This is a genomic window from Pseudonocardia sp., assembly GCF_050246655.1.
GTDB lineage: Bacteria > Actinomycetota > Actinomycetes > Mycobacteriales > Pseudonocardiaceae > Pseudonocardia.
Map to the genome: position 1 here is coordinate 1 of NZ_JBFWVQ010000140.1, position 13034 is coordinate 13034.

15 protein-coding genes and 1 pseudogene are annotated in these 13034 nt (G+C 73.7%); 6 read left to right on the top strand and 10 right to left on the bottom strand.

The genetic code is table 11. The annotated features are described in order from the left end of the window. Both AB7J25_RS27215 and dxr read right to left on the bottom strand, forming a co-directional pair. A partial coding sequence (locus AB7J25_RS27215) for a M50 family metallopeptidase (protein WP_428513597.1) occupies positions 1-749 on the bottom strand: 749 nt, incomplete at its 3' end. Further along, positions 728-1954: a 1-deoxy-D-xylulose-5-phosphate reductoisomerase gene (gene dxr / locus AB7J25_RS27220; protein ID WP_428513599.1), complete on the bottom strand. Its 1227-nt coding sequence runs from the start codon at positions 1952-1954 to the stop codon at positions 728-730. The genes dxr and AB7J25_RS27215, both read right to left, overlap by 22 nt. A gap of 50 nt (positions 1955-2004) precedes the next feature. On the opposite strand from dxr, the gene AB7J25_RS27225 reads away from it, so the two are divergent. Both AB7J25_RS27225 and ligD read left to right on the top strand, forming a co-directional pair. Beyond that, on the top strand, positions 2005-2256 hold the full coding sequence (locus AB7J25_RS27225; protein WP_428513601.1) for a DUF2631 domain-containing protein: 252 nt from the start codon (positions 2005-2007) through the stop codon (positions 2254-2256). Positions 2257-2274: 18 nt separating this feature from the next. Then, entirely contained in the window at positions 2275-3219 is a 945-nt protein-coding gene (gene ligD, locus AB7J25_RS27230) for a non-homologous end-joining DNA ligase (protein ID WP_428513603.1), read from the top strand. Positions 3220-3954: 735 nt separating this feature from the next. Here ligD and mug read toward each other — a convergent pair. Next, entirely contained in the window at positions 3955-4509 is a 555-nt protein-coding gene (mug, locus tag AB7J25_RS27235) for a G/U mismatch-specific DNA glycosylase (RefSeq protein ID WP_428513605.1), read from the bottom strand. 9 nt (positions 4510-4518) lie between these two features. Between mug and AB7J25_RS27240 the strand changes: the two genes are divergently transcribed. Continuing rightward, positions 4519-5586, top strand: coding sequence for an ATP-dependent DNA ligase (locus tag AB7J25_RS27240; RefSeq protein WP_428513607.1), 1068 nt, complete (start codon positions 4519-4521; stop codon positions 5584-5586). Between the two features lie 135 nt (positions 5587-5721). Here the strand turns inward: AB7J25_RS27240 and rlmN are convergent, their stop codons facing one another. Beyond that, on the bottom strand, positions 5722-6828 hold the full coding sequence (gene rlmN, locus AB7J25_RS27245; RefSeq protein ID WP_428513609.1) for a 23S rRNA (adenine(2503)-C(2))-methyltransferase RlmN: 1107 nt from the start codon (positions 6826-6828) through the stop codon (positions 5722-5724). Positions 6829-6908: 80 nt separating this feature from the next. Between rlmN and AB7J25_RS27250 the strand changes: the two genes are divergently transcribed. After that, complete coding sequence (locus AB7J25_RS27250) at positions 6909-7484, top strand: hypothetical protein (RefSeq protein WP_428513611.1); 576 nt, start codon at positions 6909-6911, stop codon at positions 7482-7484. Positions 7485-7491: 7 nt separating this feature from the next. On the opposite strand, the gene AB7J25_RS27255 is transcribed toward AB7J25_RS27250, so the two are convergent. Next, positions 7492-8205, bottom strand: coding sequence for a class I SAM-dependent methyltransferase (locus AB7J25_RS27255; RefSeq protein WP_428513613.1), 714 nt, complete (start codon positions 8203-8205; stop codon positions 7492-7494). A 41-nt stretch (positions 8206-8246) separates the two neighbouring features. On the opposite strand from AB7J25_RS27255, the gene AB7J25_RS27260 reads away from it, so the two are divergent. Continuing rightward, a complete protein-coding gene (locus tag AB7J25_RS27260) occupies positions 8247-9314 on the top strand; it encodes an alpha/beta fold hydrolase (protein WP_428513615.1) in 1068 nt (355 codons plus the stop codon). 143 nt (positions 9315-9457) lie between these two features. Further along, the gene (locus AB7J25_RS27265) at positions 9458-9823 is read left to right on the top strand and encodes a DsrE family protein (protein ID WP_428513617.1); all 366 of its coding nucleotides are present in this window, start codon (positions 9458-9460) and stop codon (positions 9821-9823) included. Between the two features lie 43 nt (positions 9824-9866). On the opposite strand, the gene AB7J25_RS27270 is transcribed toward AB7J25_RS27265, so the two are convergent. The 5 genes and pseudogenes from AB7J25_RS27270 to AB7J25_RS27290 all read right to left on the bottom strand — a co-directional run. Continuing rightward, complete coding sequence (locus tag AB7J25_RS27270) at positions 9867-10277, bottom strand: PPOX class F420-dependent oxidoreductase (RefSeq protein WP_428513619.1); 411 nt, start codon at positions 10275-10277, stop codon at positions 9867-9869. 10 nt (positions 10278-10287) lie between these two features. Further along, on the bottom strand, positions 10288-11139 hold the full coding sequence (locus tag AB7J25_RS27275) for a phosphatidate cytidylyltransferase (protein ID WP_428513621.1): 852 nt from the start codon (positions 11137-11139) through the stop codon (positions 10288-10290). A gap of 24 nt (positions 11140-11163) precedes the next feature. Continuing rightward, positions 11164-11721: a ribosome recycling factor gene (frr, locus tag AB7J25_RS27280; RefSeq protein WP_428513623.1), complete on the bottom strand. Its 558-nt coding sequence runs from the start codon at positions 11719-11721 to the stop codon at positions 11164-11166. Further along, entirely contained in the window at positions 11718-12476 is a 759-nt protein-coding gene (gene pyrH / locus AB7J25_RS27285) for a UMP kinase (RefSeq protein WP_428513625.1), read from the bottom strand. The genes frr and pyrH overlap by 4 nt, the downstream gene beginning before the upstream one ends. A 313-nt stretch (positions 12477-12789) precedes the next feature. Further along, a pseudogene (locus AB7J25_RS27290) lies at positions 12790-13034 on the bottom strand (translation elongation factor Ts); the annotation flags it as partial.

Sequence of the window (13034 nt, forward strand, 5' to 3'; positions counted from 1 at the left end):
GCCGGGATCGCGGTGAGCGGGCCGTAGTGCACCACCTGCGGCGGCTGCTGCGACACCCCGATCGCCCCGACCTCGATCGTCTCGCCGGTGGTCGTGAGCCGCTCGGCGGCGACGACGTCGACGGTGACGGGGATCTCCACCCCGTCCCGCTCGACCACCATCGGGGTGGGGCCGCGGGCGTCGCGGATCGCCGTGACGACGTCCGCCCATGCGGGCGTGGGCGTGCCCGCGACCGCGACGATCTCGTCCCCGGGGCGCAGCCCGGCGGCCTGCGCGGGCGAGGCGACGTCCGGTCCGCACGGCGCGTACTCGGTGGGCGAGACCTGGTCGGCCGCGCAGCTGACGGCGGCGATCGCGGTGGGGCGGGAGTTGTCCACCAGGCCCCAGCCCACCGCGAGGACGTAGAGCAGCAGGATGCCGACCAGGAAGTGGGTGGCCGAACCCGCCGAGAGCACGACGACGCGCTGCCACGTCGGCTTGCGGAAGAACGCGCGGGGGGCCTCCTCGGCCGTGACGGGATCCAGCGCCGTCATCCCCGCGATGTCGCAGAACCCGCCCGCCGGGATGGCCTTCAGCCCGTACTCGGTCTCGCCGCGACGGAACGAGACGATCCTCGGCCCGAACCCGATGAAGTAGCGGCGCACCCGCATCCCGAACCACTTCGCGGTGAGCAGGTGGCCGGCCTCGTGCAAAGCGATCGAGATCGCGATGCCGAGTGCGAAGAGGATCACTCCCAGCCAGAACGCCATGCGACTCCGTTCTCGGTCTCCACCGGCCCGTCGCCCCGGGGGGAGCCGGTGAGGGCGCGGGCGTGGGCCCTCGCCCACTCCTCGGCGGCGAGCACGTCCGCCACGGTAGCGGGGTCCGCGGTCCAGCCGTGTGAAGCGTCGAGGGTGCTCGCAACGACGTCCGTGATCCCGGTGTAGGGCAGCGCCCCCGCCACGAAGGCCGCCACAGCCTCCTCGTTCGCGGCGTTGAACACCGCGGGCAGGCACCCGCCCACCTCCCCCGCGCGGCGGGCCAGCCGCACCCCAGGGAACGCGTCGTGGTCCAGCGGCTCGAACGTCCAGGCGACGGGCACCTCCCAGGTGCACGAGGGCGCGACCGCCGCCAGCCGGTCCGGCCACGCCAGGGCCAGCGCGATCGGCAGCCGCATGTCCGGGGGGCTCGCCTGGGCGAGCGTGGAACCGTCGACGAAGGTGACCATCGAGTGCACGATCGACTGCGGGTGCACCACCACGTCGATGTGGTCGTACGGCACGCCGAAGAGCAGGTGCGCCTCGATCAGCTCCAGCCCCTTGTTCACCAGCGTCGCGGAGTTGATCGTCACCACCGGGCCCATGTCCCAGGTCGGGTGCGCGAGCGCCGCGGCCACCGTGACCGCGCCCAGCTCCGCCCGGGTGCGACCGCGGAACGGCCCACCGGAAGCCGTGAGGACCAGCCGGGCGACCTCGTCGCCACGCCCGCCGCGCAGGCACTGCGCGAGCGCGGAGTGCTCGGAGTCCACCGGCACGATCTGCCCCGGGGCCGCGGCCGCCGTCACCAGGGGACCGCCCGCGACCAGCGACTCCTTGTTGGCGAGCGCCAGCACGGAACCCGCCTGCAGGGCCGCCAGCGTGGGCCCGAGGCCCCGGGAGCCGGTGATCCCGTTGAGCACGGTGTGTGCGCCCGCCTCCGCCGTGAGCTCGGTGGCGGCCAGCGCGCCGTCCCGCACCTCGACGCCGGGGACCAGCTCGCGCAGCCGCGCCGCGGCCGCGCGGTCGGCCACCGCGACCGCCGGCACGCCGTGGCGGCGGACCTGGCGCGCCAGCAGCTCGACGTCCCCGCCCCCCGCGGCCAGCCCCGCGACCGTGAACCGCCCCGGGTGGGCGGTGAGCACGTCGAGGGCCTGGGTGCCGACTGAGCCGGTGGAACCCAGCACGACCAGCGACCGGGGCCCCGTGTGTTCGTCCATCGGTCGCTATCATCCCCGCTGAGGTCGGATGATCGCGCCGGGAGGGTGTCGTGGCGAAGTCGGGAGAGCTGGCACACGTGTCGGAGGTGGACGACGAGCCGTCGACCGAGTGGGGCTGGCACGGCGGCTTCCCCCGGGGCGAGGTCATCGCGGGGTGGGTCTGCGTGGTGATCCTCCTGGCGATGATGATCGGCAACCACACCGGCCGCGTCGAGGATCTGTGGCTGATCGGGATCGCGGCGATCATGGCGTTCGGCCTGATCCGGCACTCGATGCGCAAGCGCACGGCCTGGCGGCGCTAGCACCGTGCACCCAACGGTGTGACCGCCGTCGAGCTGGAGGTCGGTGACCGCACGGTCCGCATCTCGAACCCGGACCGCGTGTACTTCCCTGCGCGCGGGGAGACCAAGCTCGACCTGGCGCACTACTACATGTCCGTCGGCGACGGCATCGTCAGGGCGCTGCGGGAACGGCCCTGCATGCTGCACCGCTTCCCCACCGGGGTGACGGGCGAGAAGGTCCACCAGAAGCGGCTGCCGCGCGGCGCGCCGGAGTGGGTGCGCACCGTGCGGGTCGACTTCCCCCGGTGGGGCCGGCACGCCGACGAGCTGTGCGTCACCCACGTCGCGGACGTCGTGTGGGCTGTGCAGATGTCGACCGTCGAGTTCCACCCGTGGAACTCCCGTGCCGCGGACACCGAGTCCCCCGACGAGTGGCGCATCGACCTCGACCCGATGCCGCAGGCGGGGTACGCGGACGTGCGGCGGGTGGCCCACGTCGCCCGCGAGGTGCTGGACGAGCTGGGTGCCGTCGGCTGGCCGAAGACGTCCGGCGGCAAGGGGATGCACGTCTACGTGCGGATCGAGCCGCGCTGGCCGTTCGGCGAGGTCCGGCGCGCGGCGCACGCGTTCGCCCGCGAGGTGGCCCGGCGGTGCGCGCTCGTCGACCTCACGTGGTGGCGCAAGGACCGCGACCCGGCGGCGATCTTCGTCGACTACAACCAGAACGCGCGCGACCACACGATCCGCAGCGCCTACTCGGTCCGCGGCGTCCCCGAGGCCGTCGTGTCCACCCCGATCCGCTGGGACGAGATCGACTCGGCCGAGCCCGGCGACTTCACCATCGCCACGGTGCCCGCCCGGTTCGCCGAGCTGGGCGACCTGCACGCGGGCATCGACGAGGCGGTGTTCTCCATCGAGCCGTTGCTGGAGTGGGCCGACCGGGATGCCCGGGACGGGGACGAGATCCCGGACCTCGACGCCTGACCGATCCGGAGGCGCGCGCCCTGCCCGCCCGGCTCGCCGCTCTGCCCGTGCCGGCCGCGTAGACCCCCTGCACGGGCCTCGCAGACCCGGCACCCGCCTCGCAGGGGCCCAGCGCCGGCCTCGCAGACCCTGCACACGCCTCGCAGAGGCCGCAGCATCTGCGAGGCACACCCACACCCGCCTCGCAGGCCCCAGCACCGGCCTCGCAGACCCGGCACCCGCCTCGCAGAGGCCGCAGCATCTGCGAGGCGCACCGGGGGTCTGCGAAGCAGAGCGATCGGGTGCCAGGGACCGCCGGGTGCTGTCGGGCACCGGGCACCGGGCACCGGGCTGCCGGCCGCCGGGGTCCGCCGGGGCTGTCTGGGGGCCGGGGGCCGGGGGCCGGGGGCCGGGGGCCGGGGGCCGGGGGCCGGGGGCCGGGGGCCGGGGGCCGGGGGCCGGGGCGGCAGCGTGCCCGACCCGGCGACCCAGTCCGCCCGCACCCGCCTCGCAGACCCCCAGCCCCCGCCTCGCAGACCCCACACCCACCTCGCAGACCCCACACCCACCTCGCAAACCCCCAGCCCCCACCTCGCAGACCCCACACCCGCCTCGCAGGCCCCCACCACCGGCTTCGCAGACCCTGCACACGCCTCGCAGAGGCTGCAGCGCCTGCGAAGCACGCCGGAGGTCTGCGAAGCCGCGCAACCGGAGGCGCCCCGGCGACCACCACGACCACGCCTACCGCGGCCGCGATCACGACGACAACGCGACACCCGCCGCGACCCGCAGCCGCGCGAACTCGTCGGCCAGCGCGGGCAGCTGCCAGTGCGCGTTGAGCCCGGACGGGTTGGGCAGCACCCACACGCGCGTCGCGCCCCACCTCTCGTCCTGGGGTCCCACCGCGGCCTTCGGACGGCCGAACGCCGTCCGGTACGCCGTCACACCGACGACGGCCAGCCAGTCCGGCCGCCGGGCCGCCACCAGCTCCCGGAGCCGAGCTCCCCCGGTCCGCAGCTCGCCGGCGCCCAGCTCGTCGGCGCGGGCGGACGGGCGCGCCACCAGGTTCGTGATCCCCAGCCCCAGCGCCCGCAGCTCGCCCTGCTCCGCGGGCGCGAGCAGCCGCGGGGTGAAGCCGGAGCGGTGCAGTGCGGGCCAGAAGCGGTTCCCGGGGCGGGCGAAGTGGTGCCCGGTCGCGGCCGAGACCAGCCCGGGGTTGATGCCGCAGAAGAGCACGAGCAGGGGGTCGCCGTCACCGGGCAGGACGTCCTCGATCGGACGCAGGGCGGGATTGTCGGTCGGGCGCGGCATGATGGCGCAGTGGACCTGCCCGTGATGCCTCCGGTCAAGCCGATGCTCGCCAAGCCGGTCGCGACGATTCCCCCGGGCCGGATGTACGAGCCCAAGTGGGACGGCTTCCGGTCGATCGTGTTCCGGGACGGGGACGAGGTGGAGATCGGCAGCCGCAACGAGCGGCCGATGACGCGCTACTTCCCCGAGATCGTCGCGGCGGTACAGGCGAGTTTCCCGGAGCGTGCGGTGATCGACGGCGAGATCGTCGTGGTCGATCGCGAGCGCAACCGGCTGGACTTCGAGGCCCTCCAGCAACGCATCCACCCCGCGGCGAGCCGGGTGAACCTGCTGGCCACGCAGACGCCGGCGTCGTTCGTGGCGTTCGACCTGCTCGCGGTGGGCGACGAGGACCTCACGCAGCGGCCCTTCGAGGAACGCCGCGGCCGGCTGGAGGAGACGCTCGGCAAGGCGTCGCCCCCCGTGCACGTCACGCCGCTCACCCGCGACGCCGAGGAGGCGCAGCGCTGGTTCGACCTGTTCGAGGGCGCGGGGCTGGACGGGCTGATCGCCAAGCCGCCGGACCTCGCCTACCAGCCGGACAAGCGGGTGATGTCCAAGATCAAACACGAACGCACGGCGGACTGCGTGGTGGCGGGCTACCGGGTGCACAAGTCGGGGCCGGACGCGATCGGGTCCCTCCTGCTGGGCCTCCACGACGAGCGGGGCGTCCTAGCGTCCGTGGGTGTGATCGGCGCGTTCCCGCTGGCCACGCGCAAGAAGCTGTTCACCGAGCTGCAGCCGCTGGTCACCGGGTTCGACGGGCATCCGTGGAACTGGGCGGCGCACGAGCAGGGCGAGCGCACCCCGCGCAAGAACGAGACGAGCCGGTGGAACGCGGGCAAGGACCTGTCGTTCGTGCCGCTGCGCCCGGAACGGGTCGTCGAGGTCCGCTACGACTACATGGAAGGCGTGCGGTTCCGGCACACCGCCCAGTTCGTGCGGTGGCGCCCGGACCGCGATCCGGAGTCGTGCACGTACGAGCAGCTGGAGCAGCCGGTGTCGTTCGACCTCGCGGAGGTGCTCGGGCTGGAGTGAGCACGCCGTTTCCGGCCGAGGATCGCCGTGCCCGCGACGTGTCCCCGCCGTCGCGGCGACGCGATCCCCGCCGAGCGTGCGGCCAGTCAGGTCCCGACCTGCGTCAGCGCACGCTCGCCGCGGAACCGGCCGAGGTCACGCCCCGGTGGCGGCGAGCTGCCCGCACGCCGCGGCGATCTCGCGGCCCCGGGTGTCGCGCACCGTGCACGCCACGCCCGCGGCCTGGACGCGGCGCACGAACTCGTCCTGCACGCGCCGTGGCGAGGCGTCCCAGCGGCTGCCCGGCGTGGGGTTGAGCGGGATGAGATTGACATGGACGAGCCGTGCACCGATCTCCCGGCGCAGCACGGTGCCGAGCAGGTCCGCCCGCCACGGCTGGTCGTTGACGTCGCGGATCAGTGCGTACTCGATCGAGACGCGCCGCCCCGTGGCCTGCGCGTAGCGGCGCGCTGCGGCGAGCACCTCGTCGACCTTCCAGCGGTTGTTCACCGGGACGAGCGTGTCGCGCAGCTCGTCGTCCGGGGTGTGCAGCGACACGGCGAGGGTGACGGGCAGCCCCTCGTCGGCGAGCCGGTCGATCGCCGGCACGAGCCCGACCGTCGACACCGTGACCCCGCGCGCGGAGATGCCCAGGCCGTCCGGGACGGCCTCGGTGATGCGACGGACGGCGGCGATCACCCGCGGGTAGTTGGCGAGCGGCTCCCCCATCCCCATGAACACGACGTTCGAGAGCCGCGCCGGCTCCCCCAGCGCCCCGTCGCGGGCCGCCGCCGCGGCCTGGCGGACCTGTTCGACGATCTCGGCCGTGGACAGGTTGCGCTGCAGCCCGCCCTGCCCGGTGGCGCAGAACGGGCACGCCATCCCGCAGCCGGCCTGGCTCGACACGCACACGGTGGCGCGGTCCGGGTAGCCCATCAGCACCGACTCCGCACGGGTGCCGTCGTGGGCGCGCCACAGCGTCTTGCGGGTGGCACCCCCATCGCAGGACTGCTCCAGCACGGGCGTGACCAGCGGTGGGAGCAGCGCCGCCAGCTCTCCCCGCGCGGCGGCGGGAAGGTCCGTCATCGTGTCGACGTCCGCGGTGAGGCGGCCGAAGTAGTGGCGGGCCAGCTGGTCCGCCCGGTAGGCGGGCAGGCCCAGCTCCGCGACGGCGGCGCGGCGCCCCGCGGCGTCCAGGTCGGCGAGATGCCGGGGCGGGAGGGCGCGCTTCGGCGCGTCGAACACGAGCGGGAGGCTGGTCATGGCGCCTCCGATTGTGCCCGATGAGGGCCCGATCAACGCCAGCCCGCCCCCTCGACCGCCGCCGTGGCACCCTGAGCACCATGACGACCCGGCCGGTGCGACTGCCACGCTGCGAGCTGATCGTGGGCTCCGTGTGGTGGGTCGTCGGCGCCACGGCGCTCCGGCCCGGCACGGCGACGGTGGTCCTCGCCCTGGGCATGCTCGTCGCGGGCACCCTCCTGCTCGCCTTGCGTCGTCGCGGCGTGCACGGTGAGCGGCTCGATCGCCGGGAGCGGTCGAGGCTGCTGAGCGTCACCTTCGTCGCGGTGATGCTCGTCGTCGTGACCACGACGGTCCTGCGCATGCTCCCGGCGCCGTTCGACTACGCCGAGCTCTCCGTGCCGCTCGCCGGGCTCATCGTCGGCATCGCCGTCATCCGCGTCGGCCGGCTGCTGAGCGCGCCGGTGACGACGCTGGCGGGCTGCGGCGTGTGCGCCATCGCGGTCCTCGGCGGGCTGATCGCGCTGCAGACCGCGGGCGACACCTACAGCAGCGGCCTGGTCGGACTCGGCTCGGCGATCGTCCTGTGGGCGGCCGGGGCGTACCGCACCGGAGTGCTCAGCCGTCCGGCGCCCGGCCCGGATCACCCGACGGTGCCGACCCGCCGGCTCGACTGAGGCGACGTCACAGCGCCTTGCGGCGGACGTGCACGCGGTAGCCGACCGGGAGTTCGAGACCGGGGACCTCCGCGATCGCCTGCTCCGCGACGGCGCGGGAGAACTCGATACGCAGCACCGCCTCGCACGTGGCCCGGTCCGGGAACCGCCACACCGTCGGCACCCGGACCAGCGAGAACCCGCGCGCGACGAAGAACCGCTCGGCCGCCACCGGGTCGTAGTGCGGGACGTCCGCGCGCATCCAAGCCCCGTAGGGGGCGACGGTGGCGTCCAGGTCGACGATCGCGATCGCCCCGCCGGGGCGCAGCACCCGTTGCGCCTCCGCGAGCCCGGGCTCGCACCCCGCGCCGAAGAAGTACGCGGTACGGGCGTGGACGAGATCGACGCTCGCGTCGGGCAGCGGCAGCGCCGCCGCCCCGGCCTCCAGGACCCGCACGTTCGGCAGCGCCTCGACACGGCGCCGCGCGCGCGGGATCAGCGGCGCGTACGGCTCCACCCCGACGACCGTGCGCGCCTGTGCGGCGAACAGCGGCAGGTGGTAGCCGTCGCCGCAGCCCACGTCCACCACGTCCCGGCCCGCCCACGGCACCTCGGTGCGCAGCAGTGCCCAGATCGCCCCGTCCGCGTCCTGGGCCGCGTTCTCGCTCTCGTAGACGTCGGGCCAGTGCCAGATGTTGGGGCTCGGGATGGGCGGGCGCACCGACCGTACGAAATGCCCCATGAGCGCGGATCCTAGAGGCCACCCCGGGCTACGCTGGAACGATGCCGCCCGCCCCGCCGCAGGACCTGCGCTTCTGCCGCAGCGCGGACGGCACCCGGATCGCCTACGCCGTGCACGGGTCCGGGCCGCCGCTGCTGCTCGCGGCGTGCTGGCTCAGCCACCTGGAGTTCGACTGGGAGAGCCCGGTGTGGCGGCAGTTCCTGCTCGATCTCGGCCGGACGGCGACGGTGATCCGCTACGACGAGCGCGGGTTCGGGATGTCGGACCGCGACGTCACGGACTTCGGCCTGGCCGCCCGCGTCGCCGACCTGGAGGCCGTCGCCGACGCCGCGGGCCTGGAGCGGTTCGCGCTGCTGGGCATGTCGCAGGGCGGGCCCGTGGCCATCGCCCTGGCCCACCGCCACCCGCGGCGGGTGAGCCGCCTCCTCCTCTACGGCACCTACGCCGCCCGCCAGAAGGACCCGGCGGCCGAGGAGATGGAGCGCACGTTCCAGCAGCTCATGAAGGTGGGCTGGGCCCGTCCGGACAGCACCTTCCGCCACGTCTTCACCCAGCTCATGATCCCCGGCGCCACGGACGAGCAGGCTCGCTGGCTCGACGACCTCCAGGCACGCGCCACCTCCACCGAGAACGCGATGGTGTCCCGCGAGGCCCGCATGGGCGCCGACGTCCGGGCGTTGCTGCCCGAGCTGGATCTGCCGACTCTCGTCGTGCACGCCCGCGGGGACCGGATGATCCCCTTCTCCGACGGGCGCGAGCTCGCCGCCCGCATCCCGCGCGCGCGGCTCGTCCCGCTGGACAGCGACAACCACATCCTGCTGGCCGACGAACCCGCCTGGGCCCCGTTCACCGAGGAGACGGCGGCGTTCCTCGCCACCGAGCGGGTGGCCGCACCCCCCACGTCCGGCGCGCTACGCGCCCTCACCGACCGGGAGCTCGATGTCCTGCGCCTCGTCGGCGAGGGCCGGGAGAACCCGGACGTGGCGCGGGCGCTGTCGCTGTCGGTGCGCACCGTCGAGCGCCACCTCACCAGCGTCTACACCAAGCTGGGCGTCACGGGACGCTCGGCGCGCGCCGCCGCCGTCGCCCGCCTGCTCGCGGACCGCTGAGCCGCACCTCCGGCCTGCGCGTCGACCGCCACCCCGACCGGGCCGACGGCCCGCGAGGACGGCGGTCGGCACCGATTCGACGAGGCGTCCGCGTCCCTAACGTCGTCCGGGTCAGCCTCCACCGAGACGTCAGGACACATCCGATGACCGAGCGCAAAGCCGCCATCAGCCTCACCACCGGCCTCGAGGACCCCGAGCGCGTCACCGTCGCCTTCCTCGTCGCCCTGGGCGCCGCCGAGTCCGGCCGCCCCACGACGATGTTCCTCACCAAGGAAGCCGTCCGCCTCGTCGTGCCCGGCGTCGCGGTGGGCACCGCCTGCGACGGCTGCCCGCCGCTGCCGGACCTCATGGACCGCTACGAGCGCGCGGGCGGGCGCTACCTCGTCTGCCCGATCTGCGTACAGGCCAAGAAGCTCGACTCCGGCAACTTCGTCGCGAACGCCGAGGTCGGCGGGACCGTCGTCCTGTGGGACTGGATCGGCGACGGCGCCACGACGTTCAGCTACTGAAGAGACGGGTGGGCGCCACGGTGCTGAACCCGGGCCGGGCCGGTCAACCCGATCGGTCCGGCCCCGCCCGCTCCATGCGCACCCGCACGAGGACGCGCCGTTCGCGCTGCATGGCCGCCCGGTAGTCGTCCCAGTCCCCGTGCTCGCCGGAGACGCGCCGGTAGTAGTCCACCAGCCCGTCCATCGCCTCGGGCAGCGACACGATCTCCGCGCTGCCCTCCACCTGGATCCAGCGGCCGAAGAACCCTTCGGGGAGCACGCACAGCCACAGTCGCGGGTCGCGGCGCAGGTGGCGCACCTTGTAGGCCGTCTCCCGCGTGCTGATCAGCAGCTCGCCCGCGTCACCGACGGCCACCAGCACCGGCGACGTCTGCGGTGTGCCGTCGCCCCGCAGCGTGACGAGCACCGCCCGCGGCTGCTCCCGGACGACCGCCCGTGCCTCATCGAGATCCATGCGGCAGAACCTAGACCGGGACGAGCACCGAGAGCAGCACCCACGACACGAACGCCGTGGGCAGCAGCGAGTCCAGCCGGTCCATGAGGCCGCCGTGGCCCGGCAGCAGCGTGCCCATGTCCTTGATCCCGAGATCGCGCTTCACCAACGACTCGATCAGGTCACCGAGCGTCGCGCTCACCACGAGCACCGCGCCCGTCAGCGCACCGGCCCACCAGGGGCCGTCGAGCAGTGCCGCGACGCACAGCGCGCCCGCGACGGTGCCCGCGACCAGCGAACCCGCGAAGCCCTCCCAGGACTTCTTCGGGCTGATCGTCGGCGCCATCGGGTGCCGACCCGTCAGCACGCCCGCCGTGTAGCCGCCCACGTCCGAGGCGATCACGCAGATCAGGAACGTGAGCACCCGGCCCGCGCCGTCCGCAGGCGCCGTCAACAGCGTCGCGAACGCACACAGCATCGGGACGTACGCGGCGGTGAACACCGACGCGGTGACGTCCCGGACGAAGCCGTCCGGGCCCGCCGGCATCCGCCACAGCAGCGCCGCCACCACCGTGGCGGCGAACGCCACCGCGAGCCCCGCCACCCCGAACGGCCAGGCGAGCCAGACCATCGCCTGCCCGCCGAGCAGCAGCACGGGAAGCGGGACGGCGATCCCTGCACTGCGCCGCAGCGCCCCCGCCAGCTCCCAGGTGCCCACCGCGGCCGCCAGCGCGATCACGGCGATGAACGCCTCGTGCACCACCAGCAGGGACACCAGGATGACCGCGCCCAGCCCGAGGCCGACCGCGATCGCCGCCGCGAGGTTGCGGCCGGCTCGGGACGGGCGCACGGTCGGCGTCACCGGGGCGCCGTCGGAAGCCATCGCGGAGGGGGTGGACACGAAGGGTCAGACCTCGAGGAGCTCGGCTTCCTTGTGCTTCACCAGCTCGTCCACCTGCGCCACGTAGCGGTCCGTGGTGTGCTGCAGCTCCTTCTCCGCGCGCTTCGCCTCGTCCTCGCCGGACTCGCCGTCGCGGGCGATGCGGTGCAGCTCCTCCATGGCCTTGCGGCGCACGGAGCGGATCGTCACGCGCGCGTCCTCGCCCTTGGAGTGCGCGAGCTTCACCATCTCGCGGCGGCGCTCCTCGGACAGCTGCGGGATCACCACGCGGATGAGCTGGCCGTCGTTGCCCGGGTTGAGGCCGAGATCGGAGTCGCGGATCGCCTTCTCGATGGACTTCAGGGACCCGCCGTCGTACGGCTTGATGATCACCATCCTAGCCTCCGGGATGGAGATCGAGGCCAGCTGGTTGATCGGCGTCATCGCGCCGTAGTACTCGACCATCACGCGGGAGAACATCGCCGGGGTGGCCCGCCCGGTGCGGACGGTCGCAAGATCGTCCTTGGCCACCGAGACCGCCTTCTCCATCTTCTCCTCGGCCTCGAAGAGCGTCTCGTCGATCACGGCCCCTCCATCGTGTGCCGGTCGTCAGGCGTGCTGACGAGGGTGCCGATCCTCTCACCCCGCACCGCCCGGGCGATGTTGCCCTCGCGCAACAGGTTGAACACGATGATCGGCATCTTGTTGTCCATACAGAGGCTGAAGGCGGTGGCGTCGGCGACCTTCAGCCCCTGTTCGAGCGCCTCGCGATGGGTGATCTCGTCGTAGAGCTTCGCATCCGCGTGCAGCTTCGGATCGGCGGTGTAGACCCCGTCCACGCCCTTCGCGAGCAGCAACGCCTCCGCGCCGATCTCCAACGCCCGCTGGGCGCCCGCCGTGTCCGTGGAGAAGAACGGCATGCCGACCCCGCCCCCGAAGATCACGACGCGGCCCTTCTCCAGGTGCCGGATCGCCCGCCGCGGGATGTAGGGCTCCGCGACCTGGCCCATGGTGATCGCCGTCTGCACGCGGGTGTCGACGCCGTGGTAGCGCTCCAGGAAGTCCTGCAGCGCGAGGCAGTTCATCACGGTGCCGAGCATGCCCATGTAGTCCGCGCGCGAGCGCTCCATGCCGCCCTGCTGCAGCTCGGCACCGCGGAAGAAGTTCCCGCCGCCGATCACCACCGCGACCTGCACGCCGCCGCGCACCACCTCGGCGAGCTGGCGGGCGATGGCCTTCACGACCACGGGATCGACGCCGACGGCGCCGCCGCCGAACATCTCCCCGCCGAGCTTCAGGAGCACTCGGCGGAATCCGGGACGGCCACCCTCGACGGGCATGCCGACGTCGATCCCGGGGTCACTCATAGCGTCGGTGTCGACCGTCGGCTCACGGCCCGGTTCCGCCCCCCGGTCGCTTGTGCCGGGTGGGCAGGCGACAGCTCCGTTGGTCACCGGTCCTCCGCCTCTGCGCCGATGGTCGGCTCACGGACCGGCTCCGCTCCTCGGTCGCTTGCGCCGGGTGGGCGGGCGACACCTCCGTTGCTCACCGGTCCTCCGCCTCTGCGCCGATGGTCGGCTCACGGACCGGCTCCGCTCCTCGGTCGCTGGCGCTCCCTGCGATGCTCACCGGTCCTCCGCCTCTGCGCCGGGATCAGGCCTGGCCGACCTCGAAGCGCGCGAACTCCTTCACGGTGACGCCGGCCTCGTCCAGCAGCGCCTTCACCGTCTTCTTGGAGTCCTGCACCGAGGCCTGCTCGAGCAGCACGACATCCTTGTAGAAGCCGTTGATGCGGCCCTCGACGATGCGCGGCAGCACCTGCTCCGGCTTGCCCTCCTCGCGGGCCGTGGCCTCGGCGATGCGGCGCTCGTTCTCCACCACGTCGCCCGGGACCTGGT

What these genes read in the sequence shown, in the direction of transcription:
- dxr (WP_428513599.1), bottom strand. Translation starts at nt 1,954, where the DNA reads ATGGACGAACACACGGGGCCCCGGTCGCTGGTCGTGCTGGGTTCCACC.
- mug (WP_428513605.1), bottom strand. Translation starts at nt 4,509, where the DNA reads ATGCCGCGCCCGACCGACAATCCCGCCCTGCGTCCGATCGAGGACGTC.
- rlmN (WP_428513609.1), bottom strand. Translation starts at nt 6,828, where the DNA reads ATGACCAGCCTCCCGCTCGTGTTCGACGCGCCGAAGCGCGCCCTCCCG.
- AB7J25_RS27250 (WP_428513611.1), top strand. Translation starts at nt 6,909, where the DNA reads ATGACGACCCGGCCGGTGCGACTGCCACGCTGCGAGCTGATCGTGGGC.
- AB7J25_RS27255 (WP_428513613.1), bottom strand. Translation starts at nt 8,205, where the DNA reads ATGGGGCATTTCGTACGGTCGGTGCGCCCGCCCATCCCGAGCCCCAAC.
- AB7J25_RS27260 (WP_428513615.1), top strand. Translation starts at nt 8,247, where the DNA reads ATGCCGCCCGCCCCGCCGCAGGACCTGCGCTTCTGCCGCAGCGCGGAC.
- AB7J25_RS27265 (WP_428513617.1), top strand. Translation starts at nt 9,458, where the DNA reads ATGACCGAGCGCAAAGCCGCCATCAGCCTCACCACCGGCCTCGAGGAC.
- AB7J25_RS27270 (WP_428513619.1), bottom strand. Translation starts at nt 10,277, where the DNA reads ATGGATCTCGATGAGGCACGGGCGGTCGTCCGGGAGCAGCCGCGGGCG.
- AB7J25_RS27275 (WP_428513621.1), bottom strand. Translation starts at nt 11,139, where the DNA reads ATGGCTTCCGACGGCGCCCCGGTGACGCCGACCGTGCGCCCGTCCCGA.
- pyrH (WP_428513625.1), bottom strand. Translation starts at nt 12,476, where the DNA reads ATGCCCGTCGAGGGTGGCCGTCCCGGATTCCGCCGAGTGCTCCTGAAG.